Consider the following 15,183-nt stretch of genomic DNA (forward strand, 5'->3'; position numbering starts at 1 on the left):
GAACACAAAAACAAGGGGAGCATTATGCTCCCCTTGTTTTTAGGTGGTTACCACAGTGTCAATTATGACTGGCTGTCTAGCAAGCGCGATGAAGTGATCTCAATTTTGCGTGGTTTCAATGCTTCAGGGATTTCACGCACTAAATCAATATTGAGTAAGCCATTTTCTAAACTTGCGCCGAGCACAGTGACATAGTCTGCCAGTTGGAAAGTGCGCTCAAAACCGCGTTCCGCTATGCCTTGGTACAAGTATTTACGCTCGGTTTGGCTTTCAGCTTTGTTGCCTTTCACCAGTAATTTCTCACCTTCACTGCTGATCTCAAGTTCATTCATTGAGAATCCGGCCACGGCCATAGTAATGCGATAGCGATTTTCGCCTAATAATTCAATGTTATATGGGGGATAGCCAGTATTGCCATTATTAGCGGCGGCATGTTCTGCCAGCTGAGCTAAACGGTCAAAACCAATGGCACTACGGTACAGGGGAGCTAGATCATAATTACGCATATTCATATCCTTGTCTTAAGCAATATGGAGAATTGGCGGACGGTTTTCACGATGAAAACGCTTGTAGAGTCTGCCGAGTTAAATCTTCTGCCCTTACGGCACAGAATTCACACTAGGATCCTCATCGAGCTATCCTGAAATAGATATAAGGACGGGAGAGAAAATTTCAAGCAAGAAAATTAAAAAAATGTGCAAAATTTAAAAAGACCAACAAAAACGAACTCTTATTAATTTTAATACTTTGAATTGACGTGTGATTTGTATAGAGGCATTAGCGTCATTGCAACACGGAAATCTATATTCGCTAAATTGCAGCCAATAAAAAAGGAGCCTAGGCTCCTTTTTCAGTCTTAGCATCGAATTAACGAGTGCGTGGACACAATTCTTCAGCGCTGAAGAAGTAAGCAATTTCACGAGCAGCAGATTCAACAGCATCTGAACCGTGAGCCGCGTTTTCGTCAATGCTTTCTGCGAAATCAGCACGGATAGTACCAGGAGCTGCTTGAGCAGGATTAGTTGCACCTAAAATTTCACGGTGAGCTAAAACAGCGTTTTCGCCTTCTAATACTTGGACCATGATTGGACCAGAAGTCATAAATGCAACCAGAGCACCGAAGAAACCGCGCTCGCTATGCTCAGCATAGAAACCTTCAGCTTGTTCTTTGGTCAGGTGTAACATTTTAGCTGCAACGATCTTAAGACCAGCAGTTTCAAAACGATTGTAGATAGCACCGATGTGGTTTTTTGCAACAGCATCTGGCTTGATAATAGAAAATGTGCGTTCGATCGCCATAACTAGCTTCCTTTGTCAGCAAGTTTAAAAAATTCGCGCGGATTATACGAAATTTAAAAGCTAAATCCTATCTTTATAGCAAATTAGTCTGAGATATTGCGCACATTCGCTTTATTCGTAATCAGTTTGATCACACAAAATACCCCGCTAGGAGGATAAATCCTTAGCAGGGTTCATTAACTCATTAAAAAATGGGATTATTTTCTATTTTTTGCCCAAATACCAGCCCATGCAATCAAAGCGACTAAAATGACTGCGGGTGCAAGATCTAACAAGTGATGGAATAAACCGACACCGCCATGACCTGGATGAGCCCAAGCCATTGAAGGGACAAGCATACATAACAATACAAGCAAAAGTTTCATGTGAACATCCTTGCAGTTGCGATAATAAAGTTAAGCCATATAAATGCCTTAACCAATATACAACAAATTACGATATCCACTGAAAATGAACTTGACTGTGATCAAACTCTCGCCAAATATTCTCTGCGCCACTGCAAATACGTGAGATAAATCACCTTAGTTAATCTTCTGAAGGACAAGATGCCTCACATAAAAAGCCGTACCACAACTGTGCTCACTACTTTTCATCAATCCAACACTGCTGAATTGCTTCCAGTATTTTTTCATTGCAATGCTTAGGATCATCTGCAAAATCATTCAAAGCTAACACCCACTCATACAGTTGGGTGAAATGCAGCTGAGTGGGATTCACCTCTGGGTGTGCTTCGAGTAATTCCAACGCAATATCTAACGAATCTATCCAAGTTAATGTCATCGTTTTCCCCTATTCGGTTCGCTTGAATGGGTAAGCTAGTGCTTAACGCCGTTACCCATAAGGAGGTGAATCAAGTGTTGATATTCCGTAGTCAATACTCGACACCAAGGGTGTTAACCCTGTGCTTGCGTCACCTTTTTTACTTTAATCGCATTTTTTTCAACAAAATCAATAATAGCACCCGCCACATCTTTCGTGGTGGCACCTTCAATCCCCTCAAGCCCTGGTGAAGAGTTCACTTCCATGATCACTGGGCCATGGTTTGAGCGTAACAAATCAACCCCTGCCACATTCAATCCCATCGTCTTCGCCGCACGAATAGCCACAGAGCGCTCTTCAGGAGTTAGTTTGACTAAACTCGCCGTGCCACCACGGTGCAAATTAGAGCGGAACTCACCGGGCATAGCTTGACGTTTCATGGCGGCAATCACTTTATCACCGAGCACGAAACAGCGAATGTCTGCGCCGTTGGCTTCTTTGATATATTCCTGCACCATGATGTTGGCTTTCAGGCCCATAAAGGCTTCAATCACGCTCTCAGCCGCTTTGCGGGTCTCGGCTAATACCACGCCAATGCCTTGGGTGCCTTCGAGTAATTTAATCACCAGAGGCGCGCCACCCACCATATCAATTAAGTCAGGAATATCACTCGGTTTATTGGCAAAACCGGTAATAGGCAAACCAATACCGCGGCGTGACATCAGCTGCATAGAACGCAATTTGTCCCGTGAGCGGGAAATTCCAACTGAATCATTTAAGGCATAGACGCCCATCATCTCAAATTGGCGCAACACCGCCGAACCATAAAAGGTAATCGACGCCCCAATACGGGGGATCACGGCATCAAATGCAGGTAACTCTCGCCCGCCAATGTGGATACTCGATTGCCGCATATTGATATTCATATAACATTCAAGGGGATTGATTACGTGTACTTCATGACCACGTAATTGAGCCGCTTCAACGAGTCGCTTCGTTGAATATAACTCTGGCCCTTGCGATAAAATCGCTATTCTCATTTGGTCTCCGGCAACCATTAATTTTGAGCGCATAATACGCCTGCGCAAGGATAAATCAAACAACTAGAGGCATAGACAAGATTAGTTGCACAAATGCTCAACGCCAAAAGCAAAAAACCAGTCACGTGGACTGGTTTTAATCATTATCGAAGCAATATTAATTGCCTTCGCTAACCATGTTAACCGTGTATTTAGGGATCTCAATCACCATGTCAGTGTCGACCACTCTAGCCTGACAAGATAGACGGCTTTCGGGCTCGAGTCCCCATGCTTTATCTAACATGTCATCTTCTAGCTCATCACTTGGCTCAAGATCATTAAAGCCTTCACGCACGATACAGTGACATGTCGTGCAAGCACAGGACTTTTCACAGGCATGCTCGATATTGATGCCATTACGCAGCGCAACATCGAGAATGGTCTCACCAACATTCGCCTCAAGCACAGCGCCATCAGGGCACAACTCGGCATGGGGAAGAAAGACTAATTGGGGCATTACATCACCTATATGTTGTCGATCGACTGGCCTTTAAATGCCACTCGAATAGAATTGTCCATACGTCTGGCAGCAAAATCTTGGGTTTGCTCATCCAGTTTTTCAATCGCGAGTTTAATCGCATCGGCATCATCGCCCGTAGCCACTTGCGCCACATTGGCCATAGTAGCATCGATTTGTCCACGCTCATCAGCATTCAGCAAATCGCCATCCTTCGCTAACGCTGCATGTAAAGACTCGAGTACCCTCGCCGCCTCCACTTGCTGCTCGGCCAGCATACGACGACCGATATCGTCTTTGGCATACTTCATCGAATCTTTCAGCATAGTGGCAATTTCAGTATCCGATAAACCAAAAGACGGCTTAACTTGAATACTAGATTGTACGCCGGTGGATTTTTCCATCGCGGTCACGCTAAGTAAACCATCGGCATCTACTTGGAATGTCACCCGAATGTGCGCAGCGCCTGCAGCTAACGGCGGAATACCCTTTAAGGTAAAACGCGCCAGTGAGCGGCAATCGGCAACGAGCTCTCGCTCACCTTGCACCACATGGAATGCCATGGCCGTTTGACCATCTTTAAAGGTGGTAAATTCCTGCGCCCGAGCCACCGGAATCGTGGTATTACGCGATACCACTTTTTCCACTAAGCCGCCCATGGTCTCTATGCCTAATGACAAAGGGATCACATCGAGCAATAGCAAATCCGATTCGGGTTTGTTACCCACTAAAATGTCGGCTTGAATGGCCGCACCAATGGCGACAACACGATCGGGATCGATAGATGTCAGCGGTGGTTTACCGAAGAAAGCTTCGACCTGTTCACGCACTAATGGCACGCGCGTTGAACCGCCAACCATCACAGTTTCAAGCACTTCATCCGTCGTCACGCCCGCATCACGCAGGGTACGGCGACAGCTGGCAATCGTCTTTTTCACCAATGCCGCAATCATGGCATCAAATTCAGCTTTAGTAACGATTTGCGTCAGTTCAGTACCATCGGCAAGGATCACTTTCGCTTCAGTTTCTGCTGCATCCGTTAAGGCTTCTTTGACTCGACGCGATTCAATCAACAACTGACGACTTAATTGTGAGTCGATGTCGCTAAGCTGCCACACTTGTTGCATATGTGCTTGCAGTAAATGATCGAAATCATCGCCGCCAAGCGCTGAATCACCACCAGTGGCTAACACTTCGAATACACCGCGATTCAAGCGCAAAATAGAAATATCGAAAGTACCGCCGCCTAAATCATAGATGGCAATCACGCCCTCTTGCTTAGAATCTAAACCATAGGCAATCGCAGCAGCAGTCGGTTCATTCAACAAACGTAGCACTTTAACACCCAGCAAAGCTGCGGCATCTTTTGTGCCTTGGCGCTGGGCATCATCGAAATACGCAGGCACAGTGATCACCACGCCTTGCAGTTCGCCGCCTAAGGTTTTTTCAGCGCGGGCGATCAGCGGACGTAAAATCTCCGCAGATACTTGCACGGGATTCACTTGGCCTTGGGGAGTCACAAATAAAGGTAAACCGTTTTCGCTTTCGGCAAACTCGTAGGGTAATGATTGCTCGCCAGCTTGAATATCCGCTAGGCTGCGGCCCATAAAACGCTTTACCGAAACGATCGTGTTTTGCGGATCCTGCGCCGAACTCAACGCCGCAAGTGCGCCGACTTCGACTGAATCTTGGGTATAACGCACGATAGAAGGTAATGAATGCTGTCCAAGTTCGTCCGGCAGGGTTGCCGTCTCTCCACTTCGAACGGCCGCCACCAAAGAATTGGTCGTACCTAAATCGATGCCAACGGCAAGTCTATGTTGGTGCGGCGCGGCACTTTGACCGGGCTCAGCTATCTGCAAAAGGGCCATATATATCCAACTTAGTAATGCCAACTCAAGCGTACTTGAGTCAGCAAAGTAACATAAACACGGAAAATCAATCTAACAGAGCGTCTTCGACTCTGGTCAACTCGTCGTGTAATTTTGCCATAAATTTGAGTTTGCGAACTTGATCTGCCGCTAACAATGCATCTTCAGCCTGCTCACTGGTTAACAGTTGAGTCAATTGCTGAGTGAGTTGCGCGCGGTACTGCGCAAAAGATTGATATAGCTCGTCAATACTCGCTTGAGGATCGGCACTATCGCGTATATCTTCTAACGCCTCGCGCCATTCCATTTGCTGCATCAAGAAGCCAGTATCTTTCACTGTCGTGGTTTCATGGCTTAATTCAATACCACGCAGCGATAACATATGCTCGGCGCGGCGAATGGGATCTTTTAAGGTTTGAAAACCATCATTGACTTGCGCCGTGCGCTGCACCGACAGCAATTTTTGCTGATCAGTATCATTGGCAAATTTATCGGGATGAACCGCCCGTTGCAGTTCGCGATAGCGTTCTGCAAGTAAGGCGGTATCAATATCGAAGGCAGGGGAAAATTTAAACAGCTCGAAATAATTCATGCGTCAACTTTAGCGGTTAAACAGTGAAACTCTCACCACAACCACACTCACCTTTTGCGTTAGGATTATTAAATTGGAAGCCTTCATTCAGCCCTTCTTTAACAAAATCCAGCTCGATCCCTTGAAGATAGATAAGGCTCTTGGCATCTATGATGATTTTCACATCTTCGATATCAAACACTTCATCATCATCATTTAAAGAATCAACGAACTCAAGTACATAAGCCATACCAGAACAGCCTGATGTTCTTAAGCCGAGACGCAGGCCTACACCTTTGCCTCGGTTGACTAAGAAAGATCTGACACGATCGGCTGCCGCTGGGGTCATTGTAATCGCCATCTTAACTCCAGATGTTACTTAGCTTGTTTCGATTTGTACTCGTCGATAGCAGCTTTAATGGCATCTTCAGCCAAAATTGAACAGTGGATCTTCACTGGTGGCAATGCCAATTCTTCAGCGATATCCGTGTTTTTGATCGCCGCAGCTTGTTCGATAGTCTTGCCTTTAACCCACTCAGTTACCAGTGAGCTAGACGCAATCGCGCTACCACAACCGTAGGTTTTGAACTTAGCGTCTTGAATGATGCCATCAGCACCAATTTTCAACTGAAGTTTCATCACGTCACCGCAAGCAGGTGCGCCTACCATACCGGTCACGACCGAAGGATCGTTTTTATCAAAAGAACCAACGTTACGTGGATTCTCATAATGATCTATCACTTTTTCACTGTAAGCCATGGTACTGCTCCAAAATTATCTATTGTAAAGGTCAGAATTAATGATGTGCCCACTGAACTTGGTTCAGGTCGATCCCATCTTTAAACATTTCCCACAAAGGAGACATTTCTCTTAATTTATCAATAGATTGAGTAATAACTTCGATAGCGTGATCGATTTCTTCTTCGGTTGTGAAACGGCCGATTGAGAAACGAATCGAGCTATGTGCCATTTCATCGTTTAAGCCAAGCGCACGTAATACGTAGCTAGGCTCTAGGCTGGCTGAGGTACAAGCCGAACCCGATGAAACCGCTAAATCTTTCAGTGCCATCATTAACGACTCGCCTTCAACATAGTTGAAGCTGACGTTGAGGCTACCGCTAACACGGTCAATCGCATCACCATTGATATAGGTTTCTTCAATGTGCTTGATGCCATTCCATAATTTGTCACGTAATGCACCGATACGAGCGTCATCAGAGGCCATTTCCGCTTTTGCGATTGCAGCAGCTTCACCTAAACCTACGATTTGATGCGTTGGTAACGTACCGCTACGCATACCACGCTCATGACCACCACCGTGCATTTGCGCTTCTAGGCGAATGCGTGGCTTACGACGAACATATAGTGCGCCGATACCTTTAGGGCCATACATTTTGTGGCCAGAAATCGAGATCAAATCCACTTTAGTGGCTTGCACATCGATAGGTACTTTGCCTGCACTTTGCGCCGCATCCATGTGGAAAATGATGCCTTTTGAACGGCATAGTTCACCGATTGCATCGATATCGTGGATAACACCGATTTCGTTGTTCACGTGCATGATGCTGACAAGGATAGTGTCGTCACGCATCGCTGCTTCTAAACGTTCCATCGGAATGATGCCGTTTGCAGCAGGCTCTAAGTAAGTCACTTCGAAACCTTCACGCTCTAATTGACGACAAGTATCGAGAACCGCTTTATGTTCAGTCTTACTGGTGATGATGTGCTTACCTTTCTTGTGATAGAAATGAGCAACACCTTTTATCGCTAAGTTGTTCGATTCCGTCGCGCCAGAGGTAAACACAATTTCGCGGTGATCGGCGTTAATTAACTCGGCAACTTGGTTGCGAGCAATATCCACCGCTTCTTCGGCTTGCCAGCCGTAGCGGTGTGAACGTGAGGCCGGATTACCAAAGATGCCGTCCATTGTCATGCATTGGAACATCTTTTCCGCGACTCTAGGATCAACAGGCGTGGTGGCGGCATAATCTAAATAGATAGGAAGCTTCATAACACACTCCGTACTGAGCAGTCTCTGGTAGAGGCTACATACAACGTACAAAAATTATTTTTATATATAACAAAGTGCCACTATAAACTGACTCTTTGTTCCTTTTGCATAGTGTCTTGCTTAAGTGAGATAAATTGCACATCTCGCTTCTGCATCAAGCCGGCAAGACTGATACCATCTAAAAAATCGGAAATTTGTTTGCTTAAATCGCCCCAAAGTGAATGGGTTAAGCAGCGAGTTCCACTCTGACAATTGCCAAGTCCTTGGCAACGAGTCGCATCGACAGACTCGTCTACAGCATGGACAACCATGCCGACTGAAATATCATTGGCTTCTAGGCCTAAGCGATAACCACCGCCCGGTCCACGTACACTGGCAACTAAACCGTGTTTTCTTAGCTTAGCGAAGAGTTGTTCCAGATAGGAAAGCGAAATCCCTTGTCTTTCAGAGATATCCGCTAAGGGAACTGGTCCCGATGCTGAGTGGATTGCCACATCTAGCATAGCGGTTACTGCATAACGACCTTTTGATGTAAGTTTCATAACTACCATAGCTCCCGAACAGGTATGCATTATTTCAACATACCCGAGTAATTCAGTCAAGTATTAAAACCTACTAAAACACTCAAGTATATGAGTGTGCACATAACCAATACCCTTTCATCTTGGTGGGGTATTTAACCTTTTTCTAGCCTAAGATTCAATGCTAAAGCGCCAATTAATCGACATCTAGCACGATATAAACGCAGGATAAAAGTGATCTCGGTACTATGGCGCGATCAAACTCAGGTTTGATCGCAATATGCGCCTTTACAACAGGATGAGCTAAAGTAAAACGCTAAGCGAGACCCTTGTGAGGGTCAACCCTTAAGCAAGTTAGACCGCTAAGTTAAATCATTTCGTTGAACTATTTCTTGAAACTTAGATACTCGGATCAAACTCATCTAATGCACTATGGCGTTTTTCCGCTGCCGCTTTTTCTGCATCATTAAACTCGCCCATATCAAGCTCTGGCAGTTTTTCAGTGCAGACATTGCCACCCAGCCCTTGAATGGCTTGACACAACTCTTGAACTTTCGAGTCCATCAAATGCATGTGATCGAGCATCTGCCCTATTGCATTGGCCACAGGATCGGGATTATCCGGTGATACCGCATACGCATCGAAGCCATATTTTTTTGCCATCGCGCTGCGGCGTTCAGTTTTCTCTTTCGATTGCGGTGACGGTGTAGCCACCACGCGCCCAGGAATCCCCACAACCGTGGTATCTTTGGGCACATCTTTCACCACAACAGAATTCGAACCCACACGCGCACCATCGTGCATGGTAATAGGACCGAGGATTTTTGCCCCTGCGCCCACCACCACGTTATTGGCTAACGTCGGGTGACGTTTCCCCGCCTGCCAGGTGGTTCCGCCAAGCGTGACACCGTGATAAAGGGTGCAATCATCACCAATCTCAGCCGTTTCACCTATCACAACGCCCATACCGTGGTCGATAAAAAATCGATGACCTATGGTTGCCCCAGGATGGATTTCAACTCCTGTCAACCAACGGGAAAACGTCGATAAACAACGTGCCGTTAAGCGCCAATCGCGCTTCCATAGCTTATGGCTTATCCGATGCAACCAAATGGCATGCATGCCTGGATAGTTAACCAAGATCTCAAACGCGCTACGCGCCGCAGGATCACGGTGATATATAGATTCAATATCTTCTTTTAGCCTAGCTATCACGCCCATTGTTTATCCTTCGCGATTAGTGTTAATTATTAAGGTTTGGCTATTTTTCTTTAGAACCCGCCACTTTCTCAATTGACGTCAAAATACCCCTGAGGATATTCATTTCCTGACTCTCAATCCGTGCACGACTAAACAAGCGGCGAAGTTTCATCATCACTTGTCCAGGATGGTTCTTAATGATAAATCCAGTTGATAACAGTGTCGTTTCAAGGTGTGCGAAAAAACGTTCCTGATCGGCAGCCAAGGGATACTCAGTCAGCTCTTCTTCGGCAACGTCTTTTTGCGCGAGATGGGCAACGCGGGTTTCATAACAAATGATTTGTACGGCTTGCGCCAGATTAAGCGAGCTGTACTCTGGATTTGCAGGGATAGCCACATGATAAGTGCACTGTTGCAGCTCTTCATTGCTTAAACCATGGTTTTCACGGCCAAACACAATCGCAACAGGGCCTTTAAGTGCCTCGGTCGCTAATTTCACCCCAGCTTGTCTTGGCTCTAACATGGGCCAATCTAAGGTGCGACTGCGCGCGCTGGTTGCAATCACTAGACTGCAATCGGCAATTGCTTCAGCAAGTGAATCCACTTTCACAAGATGTTTCAGAATATCCGATGCACCCGCGGCTAATGCTATGGAATGACCATCGGGCTCAACCCGGGGTTCTGCAAGATACAGAGTAGACAGACCCATAGTCTTCATCGCTCTGGCAGTAGAACCAATATTGCCGGGGTGCGAAGTCCCCACTAAAACCACTCGAATATTACTTAGCATGAAACAACTTAATTTAATTCATAAAACGTTGGGGACGAATATTATCACAGCCATTGCCGAATGCTTATATGAAAATCGGTATTTGATATAACTATCAAATCGAGTATAATACCGCCCGCTATTTTAACGTTCTTTAACATCCAGGGGATTGCAATGCATCCGATGCTGACGATTGCTGTACGCGCTGCCCGCGCGGCCGGCCAAACTATTATGCGCGCCTATACTGAACTTGACCGTATCGAAGTCAGTTCAAAAGGTATCAACGATTTTGTTACCAGTGTAGACAAGGAAGCAGAAGCGACAATTACTTACCAAATTCGTAAATCTTATCCTGATCACACTATCGTGGGTGAAGAGAAAGGCGAAAACCGCGGTGAGAATAAAGACTATGTTTGGATAGTCGACCCTCTGGATGGCACTAACAACTTTGTTAGAGGCATTCCCCACTTCGCGGTTTCTATCGCTCTGCAATACAAAGGCAAGACTGAAGTTGCCGTTGTTTACGATCCTGTCCGTGAAGAACTCTTTACCGCTGTACGTGGTAAAGGCGCCAAACTCAATGATTTCCGTCTGCGTGTTACCAACGTGAATGAATTAGCGCCTACCATGATTGGCACTGGCTTCCCATTCAAGGCGCGTCAACACACTGAAACTTACATGGCTATTTTCGGCGAAGTCTTCGGCCAATGTGCTGACTTACGTCGCGCAGGTTCTGCCGCATTAGATTTAGCCTATGTTGCCGCGGGTCGTTTGGACGGTTTCTTTGAAATCGGCTTAAAGCCATGGGATATCGCTGCTGGCGATCTGATTTGCCGCGAAGCAGGCGGTACAGTGACTGATTTTACTGGCAACCATAACTATTTGGTTTCGGGCAACATCGTTGCTGGCTCACCTAAGGTGACCACAGAATTAGTGAAGATCATGCGTCCATTATTGAATGAAGGCTTAAAGCGTTAATCGAGATTAACGCTTAGCTTTAAATAAACGCATACAACAGATACCAAAAAGGCCAGTGGCAATCTCTTTAAGAGCGCCCACTGGCCTTTTTGTTTATGTGGTTTTCATTCTAAAGCCTTAAGTACTCGAGTCATCAAGTCCTCAGTCGCCACAATATCGTATTTAGAAATAGTATAGTAATTAAGCAATAGTCATTGGGAAGAAAGGAGTGTCCTGAAAACATCTGCACTGATTTCAGCCTAAATCGGCTAACAGGACGAACAACCACTTATCCAGTTATCTACCCGCTAACGCTTGTGCTGGTGCAATTTGGCTCGCCTTCCAAGCGGGATACAAAGTCGCGATTAAACTCATCACAAACGCCATCACAATCACCAATACTGCATCCGAAACATGCAACTCAGACGGTAAAAAGTCGACAAAGTAAACATCGGCCGAGAGCAGTTGAATACCGAGTAACTGCTCAACTGAGCTCGCAATCGCGCTTAAATTCAGCGCTACACTAATGCCGATGATGCCGCCAAGACCACAGCCAAGCAGACCATTTAACGCGCCCTGCACCATGAAAATCCCCATCACAGCCAAACGACTCAGGCCCATGGTCATCAAAATCGCAATTTCGGACGCTTTATCCCGCACCGCCATGACTAAGGTGGAGACAATGTTAAAGCAGGCAACACCAATCACCAACACTAGAACTAAATACATCACAGTACGAACTAACTGAATATCTTGATATAAATGCCCTTGAGTACGGGTCCAGTCACTGATATACACAGACTGCTTTTGCGCATAACCGAGTTCGCGCACTTTTACTGGTGCATCAAACACTTTATCGACGCTAATACGCACACCCGTTACACCGTTATTCATATTCAAGATCTGCGCCGCGTATTGCAATGGAATATAAGCGGTTGTCAGTTCAAGCTCGCCGCCCAAATGATAGGTGCCTGACACCACAAAACGATGGCTCTTGGCCGCACGTAAACTGCCTGCCGCGTCGGGATCGATAGCCTGCACATATAAGGCCAGCGTATCACCCACCTCAAGCCCCAACTTAGTCAATAAACTCTCGCCAAGGACGATATGATTCTCATCTTGGCTCAGACTCTGCCAGCTTGCATCACTCATAAACTGTGACAAAGTTGAAACCTTCGTTTCTTCTTTCGGATCAATACCCACCACGGCTAAGCCTTGAAAACCACCAGGTTTCTGCACTAAACCTTGCATGCGAATAAAGGGGGCTGCACCACGAATACCTTCAATTTGTAGTGCACCTTGCGCAACACTCTGCCAATTGACGATAGGTTCGTCCACCCCGACAACGTCCGCCTGCGGCACTACACCCAGTAATCTTTGCTCTAGCTCGCGCTCAAAACCATTCATTGCAGACAGAACTATGATCAATACCGCCACACCTAAAGCGATACCGGCAGTCGATGCAAAGGAAATAAAACTAATAAAACTGTTGGATTGGCGAGCGCGATAAAAACGCCAACCAATGGATAAGGCTAACGGTCCTTTCATACTTGGGTTTCCGCCGCTAATTGCAGGAAGCCGTTCTTCATCATCAGCTGGCGGTCCATACGGGCAGCCAATTTATGATCATGAGTCACCACCACAAACGCCGTACCTAACTGATCGGCCAGCTCGCGGATCAACTCATAAACCGCATCGCCACTGTTAGCATCTAAATTACCCGTAGGTTCATCGGCCAGCACTAACTTAGGTTTATTAATCAACGCCCTTGCGATAGCGACACGCTGACGTTCGCCGCCCGATAGTTCAGCGGGAATGTGAGTCATGCGATGGCCTAGCCCTACCCGCTCCAATAAGACTTTGGCATCGGCGAGCGCTTGTTTACGATCTTTACCTTGAATAAATGCCGGCATAGCGACATTTTCTAGCGCAGTGAATTCAGGCAATAAATGATGGAATTGATAGATAAAGCCGAGATCTTGATTGCGGATCTGCGCTTGACGCGCACTAGACACTTGGTATAAATCTTCGCCTAGCAACAAAACTTTGCCCGCGGTTGGCTCATCCAAAGTTCCCATAATATGCAGCAGTGTGCTCTTACCTGAGCCTGAGCTGCCGACAATCGCCAACTGCTCGCCCTTAAACACCTGCAAATCGACATTAGACAACACTTGCGTGGTCACGGCGCCATCATGGTAACTCTTACTGACACTCTGCACTTGCAGTAACACGTCTTGCATTGAAGTTCTCTCTTAAACATGCTTTGGCATCGATTTATTTCATTAAATCAATGCATTAAATTATTTTTATCTTGGCAAGCCATCACTCACGGATGAATGCCCATGGGTGACGACTATTCGTAAAAGCTCACGAGTTTACTCGTATCTCAACGCAGTTGCAGGTTGCACTCTGGCCGCACGCAGCGCGGGATATAAGGTCGCCAACAGGGTTACCAGTAGCGTACCAATCACGATCACTGACAACTGCATCAACTCCAGTTTTACTGGCAAACTCTGTCCCGCACCTAAAATCGAAATGCCTAAGGTCGCCATAATGCCATTCAGATTCAAAGTGATAAGTATACCTACCGCGAGCCCAAGCACTAAACCGAGTACTGCATTGAGCGAACCCTGCACCACAAAAATGCCCATCACGGCGGGCGTGGTTACGCCTTGGGTTTTTAGCACTGCCACATCAGTGGTTTTATCGACCACCATCATCACCAGCGCCGAGACGATATTGAAAGCGGCCACGGCCACAATCAGGCTCAGCATCAGTGACATCATGTTCTTTTCCATTTTTACCGCACCAAACAAGTGACCATAGGTATCACGCCAATCGCTGGTTGTTACCTTAATATCTTGTTTAGCGAGAACATCCTGCACTTTAGACGCTAAAGCGGGCGCGCTAAAGGGATCGGATAAATAGAGTCTAAGCTGATCAATAGCCTCACTCGGTTGACGCATTAGACGCTTTGCATCTTGATAATGGATATATGCAACGCCAGCATCAACCTGAGAGCCCATTTCAAAAATGCCAGATACCAAGAACTTACGTTGACTCGGAACTGGGCCTAATGGGGAGTACACCACACCATCGCCACTCAATAATCGTACCGTATCACCGGGAGCAACTTTGAGTTGCCGTGCGAGCTCAGATCCTAAAATCACCTTGAAGTCGCCACTCGCCAACTGTTCAAATGCACCTGAGTAAGTGTGCTGCGCAACGGAGGATAACTTTTGCGCTAATTCGGGAAACACCCCATAAACCTGCACAGCGCGAATATTCGACGCAGATTGCACCATGGCCTGCGTCGATACGCTCGGTGTAACGCCTAACACCCCCGGTAAGGCTTTAAGCGCACTCGCCTGCTTTGTCCAATCGACTAACGGCGCTTCGCTATAAAGGGTTAATTGTGGCACTGCACCTAAGATACGTTGCTTAAGTTGGCCTTCAAGGCCATTCATCACTGAACTGACAACGATCAGGGCTGCAACGCCTAAAAAAATGCCCGAAACGGCAAATAAGGTAATGAACGACGCGAACGCGTTCGCTTTTTTGGCCCGCCAATAACGGTAACCAATATAGAAAGGGAATCCTGGATTCATTGAAAGAGGGTTGCGTCCTGTGTGCTGAACTTGCTAAATCATGAAGATGGGCACGATAATAGGGGTATTGGTCCTATAAAT

The 15,183-nt window shown here is 46.4% G+C and carries 18 protein-coding genes; 1 reads left to right on the plus strand and 17 read right to left on the minus strand.

The window, feature by feature from the left end; translation table 11 throughout:
- Nucleotides 1-62 precede the first annotated feature (62 nt).
- The 14 genes from L5M11_RS08730 to trmJ form a co-directional block, all read right to left on the minus strand.
- The gene (locus L5M11_RS08730) at nucleotides 63-506 is read right to left on the minus strand and encodes an Hsp20 family protein (protein ID WP_028759822.1); all 444 of its coding nucleotides are present in this window, start codon (nucleotides 504-506) and stop codon (nucleotides 63-65) included.
- Between the two features lie 361 nt (nucleotides 507-867).
- A complete protein-coding gene (gene ndk / locus L5M11_RS08735; RefSeq protein ID WP_011789197.1) occupies nucleotides 868-1,299 on the minus strand; it encodes a nucleoside-diphosphate kinase in 432 nt (143 codons plus the stop codon).
- Between the two features lie 197 nt (nucleotides 1,300-1,496).
- Nucleotides 1,497-1,664 carry a hypothetical protein gene (locus tag L5M11_RS08740; protein WP_006081849.1) on the minus strand — a complete coding sequence of 56 codons (168 nt, stop codon included), beginning with the start codon at nucleotides 1,662-1,664 and terminating at the stop codon, nucleotides 1,497-1,499.
- A 217-nt stretch (nucleotides 1,665-1,881) separates the two neighbouring features.
- On the minus strand, nucleotides 1,882-2,079 hold the full coding sequence (iscX, locus tag L5M11_RS08745) for a Fe-S cluster assembly protein IscX (RefSeq protein ID WP_028759821.1): 198 nt from the start codon (nucleotides 2,077-2,079) through the stop codon (nucleotides 1,882-1,884).
- Between the two features lie 113 nt (nucleotides 2,080-2,192).
- Nucleotides 2,193-3,098 (minus strand): 30S ribosomal protein S6--L-glutamate ligase, encoded by a 906-nt coding sequence (gene rimK / locus L5M11_RS08750; RefSeq protein WP_006081851.1) that lies wholly within the window; start codon nucleotides 3,096-3,098, stop codon nucleotides 2,193-2,195.
- Between the two features lie 157 nt (nucleotides 3,099-3,255).
- On the minus strand, nucleotides 3,256-3,594 hold the full coding sequence (fdx, locus tag L5M11_RS08755; protein ID WP_168827498.1) for an ISC system 2Fe-2S type ferredoxin: 339 nt from the start codon (nucleotides 3,592-3,594) through the stop codon (nucleotides 3,256-3,258).
- A gap of 8 nt (nucleotides 3,595-3,602) precedes the next feature.
- Complete coding sequence (gene hscA / locus L5M11_RS08760; RefSeq protein WP_263191886.1) at nucleotides 3,603-5,465, minus strand: Fe-S protein assembly chaperone HscA; 1,863 nt, start codon at nucleotides 5,463-5,465, stop codon at nucleotides 3,603-3,605.
- A 67-nt stretch (nucleotides 5,466-5,532) separates the two neighbouring features.
- A complete protein-coding gene (gene hscB / locus L5M11_RS08765; protein WP_113940596.1) occupies nucleotides 5,533-6,057 on the minus strand; it encodes a co-chaperone HscB in 525 nt (174 codons plus the stop codon).
- Between the two features lie 16 nt (nucleotides 6,058-6,073).
- Nucleotides 6,074-6,397, minus strand: a complete 324-nt coding sequence (gene iscA, locus L5M11_RS08770; protein ID WP_006081855.1) for an iron-sulfur cluster assembly protein IscA — start codon at nucleotides 6,395-6,397, stop codon at nucleotides 6,074-6,076.
- A 14-nt stretch (nucleotides 6,398-6,411) separates the two neighbouring features.
- Nucleotides 6,412-6,795, minus strand: a complete 384-nt coding sequence (gene iscU, locus L5M11_RS08775; protein WP_006081856.1) for a Fe-S cluster assembly scaffold IscU — start codon at nucleotides 6,793-6,795, stop codon at nucleotides 6,412-6,414.
- A 37-nt stretch (nucleotides 6,796-6,832) separates the two neighbouring features.
- Nucleotides 6,833-8,047 (minus strand): IscS subfamily cysteine desulfurase, encoded by a 1,215-nt coding sequence (locus L5M11_RS08780; RefSeq protein WP_028759818.1) that lies wholly within the window; start codon nucleotides 8,045-8,047, stop codon nucleotides 6,833-6,835.
- Nucleotides 8,048-8,127: 80 nt separating this feature from the next.
- Nucleotides 8,128-8,589 carry a Fe-S cluster assembly transcriptional regulator IscR gene (gene iscR / locus L5M11_RS08785; RefSeq protein WP_006081858.1) on the minus strand — a complete coding sequence of 154 codons (462 nt, stop codon included), beginning with the start codon at nucleotides 8,587-8,589 and terminating at the stop codon, nucleotides 8,128-8,130.
- 378 nt (nucleotides 8,590-8,967) lie between these two features.
- Nucleotides 8,968-9,789 (minus strand): serine O-acetyltransferase, encoded by an 822-nt coding sequence (gene cysE / locus L5M11_RS08790; protein WP_028759817.1) that lies wholly within the window; start codon nucleotides 9,787-9,789, stop codon nucleotides 8,968-8,970.
- A gap of 40 nt (nucleotides 9,790-9,829) precedes the next feature.
- Nucleotides 9,830-10,558 carry a tRNA (cytosine(32)/uridine(32)-2'-O)-methyltransferase TrmJ gene (gene trmJ / locus L5M11_RS08795; protein ID WP_028759816.1) on the minus strand — a complete coding sequence of 243 codons (729 nt, stop codon included), beginning with the start codon at nucleotides 10,556-10,558 and terminating at the stop codon, nucleotides 9,830-9,832.
- Between the two features lie 153 nt (nucleotides 10,559-10,711).
- Here trmJ and suhB point away from each other — a divergent pair, with 153 nt between their 5' ends.
- Nucleotides 10,712-11,515 (plus strand): inositol-1-monophosphatase, encoded by an 804-nt coding sequence (gene suhB, locus L5M11_RS08800; protein ID WP_028759815.1) that lies wholly within the window; start codon nucleotides 10,712-10,714, stop codon nucleotides 11,513-11,515.
- Nucleotides 11,516-11,791: 276 nt separating this feature from the next.
- On the opposite strand, the gene lolE is transcribed toward suhB, so the two are convergent.
- The 3 genes from lolE to L5M11_RS08815 all read right to left on the minus strand — a co-directional run bounded on the left by lolE (nucleotide 11,792) and on the right by L5M11_RS08815 (nucleotide 15,102).
- Nucleotides 11,792-13,042, minus strand: a complete 1,251-nt coding sequence (gene lolE / locus L5M11_RS08805) for a lipoprotein-releasing ABC transporter permease subunit LolE (protein WP_263191887.1) — start codon at nucleotides 13,040-13,042, stop codon at nucleotides 11,792-11,794.
- Entirely contained in the window at nucleotides 13,039-13,734 is a 696-nt protein-coding gene (lolD, locus tag L5M11_RS08810; protein WP_263191888.1) for a lipoprotein-releasing ABC transporter ATP-binding protein LolD, read from the minus strand. The genes lolE and lolD overlap by 4 nt, the downstream gene beginning before the upstream one ends.
- A gap of 135 nt (nucleotides 13,735-13,869) precedes the next feature.
- Nucleotides 13,870-15,102 (minus strand): lipoprotein-releasing ABC transporter permease subunit, encoded by a 1,233-nt coding sequence (locus tag L5M11_RS08815; protein ID WP_263191889.1) that lies wholly within the window; start codon nucleotides 15,100-15,102, stop codon nucleotides 13,870-13,872.
- Nucleotides 15,103-15,183: the final 81 nt, after the last annotated feature.

This window comes from Shewanella sp. SM87 (assembly GCF_025653705.1).
Lineage (GTDB): Bacteria > Pseudomonadota > Gammaproteobacteria > Enterobacterales > Shewanellaceae > Shewanella > Shewanella oncorhynchi.

What these genes read in the sequence shown, in the direction of transcription:
- fdx (WP_168827498.1), bottom strand. Translation starts at nt 3,594, where the DNA reads ATGCCCCAATTAGTCTTTCTTCCCCATGCCGAGTTGTGCCCTGATGGC.
- ndk (WP_011789197.1), bottom strand. Translation starts at nt 1,299, where the DNA reads ATGGCGATCGAACGCACATTTTCTATTATCAAGCCAGATGCTGTTGCA.
- rimK (WP_006081851.1), bottom strand. Translation starts at nt 3,098, where the DNA reads ATGAGAATAGCGATTTTATCGCAAGGGCCAGAGTTATATTCAACGAAG.
- iscX (WP_028759821.1), bottom strand. Translation starts at nt 2,079, where the DNA reads ATGACATTAACTTGGATAGATTCGTTAGATATTGCGTTGGAATTACTC.
- lolD (WP_263191888.1), bottom strand. Translation starts at nt 13,734, where the DNA reads ATGCAAGACGTGTTACTGCAAGTGCAGAGTGTCAGTAAGAGTTACCAT.
- trmJ (WP_028759816.1), bottom strand. Translation starts at nt 10,558, where the DNA reads ATGCTAAGTAATATTCGAGTGGTTTTAGTGGGGACTTCGCACCCCGGC.
- iscA (WP_006081855.1), bottom strand. Translation starts at nt 6,397, where the DNA reads ATGGCGATTACAATGACCCCAGCGGCAGCCGATCGTGTCAGATCTTTC.
- hscA (WP_263191886.1), bottom strand. Translation starts at nt 5,465, where the DNA reads ATGGCCCTTTTGCAGATAGCTGAGCCCGGTCAAAGTGCCGCGCCGCAC.
- hscB (WP_113940596.1), bottom strand. Translation starts at nt 6,057, where the DNA reads ATGAATTATTTCGAGCTGTTTAAATTTTCCCCTGCCTTCGATATTGAT.
- suhB (WP_028759815.1), top strand. Translation starts at nt 10,712, where the DNA reads ATGCATCCGATGCTGACGATTGCTGTACGCGCTGCCCGCGCGGCCGGC.
- cysE (WP_028759817.1), bottom strand. Translation starts at nt 9,789, where the DNA reads ATGGGCGTGATAGCTAGGCTAAAAGAAGATATTGAATCTATATATCAC.
- iscU (WP_006081856.1), bottom strand. Translation starts at nt 6,795, where the DNA reads ATGGCTTACAGTGAAAAAGTGATAGATCATTATGAGAATCCACGTAAC.
- L5M11_RS08730 (WP_028759822.1), bottom strand. Translation starts at nt 506, where the DNA reads ATGCGTAATTATGATCTAGCTCCCCTGTACCGTAGTGCCATTGGTTTT.
- L5M11_RS08815 (WP_263191889.1), bottom strand. Translation starts at nt 15,102, where the DNA reads ATGAATCCAGGATTCCCTTTCTATATTGGTTACCGTTATTGGCGGGCC.
- L5M11_RS08780 (WP_028759818.1), bottom strand. Translation starts at nt 8,047, where the DNA reads ATGAAGCTTCCTATCTATTTAGATTATGCCGCCACCACGCCTGTTGAT.
- L5M11_RS08740 (WP_006081849.1), bottom strand. Translation starts at nt 1,664, where the DNA reads ATGAAACTTTTGCTTGTATTGTTATGTATGCTTGTCCCTTCAATGGCT.
- iscR (WP_006081858.1), bottom strand. Translation starts at nt 8,589, where the DNA reads ATGAAACTTACATCAAAAGGTCGTTATGCAGTAACCGCTATGCTAGAT.
- lolE (WP_263191887.1), bottom strand. Translation starts at nt 13,042, where the DNA reads ATGAAAGGACCGTTAGCCTTATCCATTGGTTGGCGTTTTTATCGCGCT.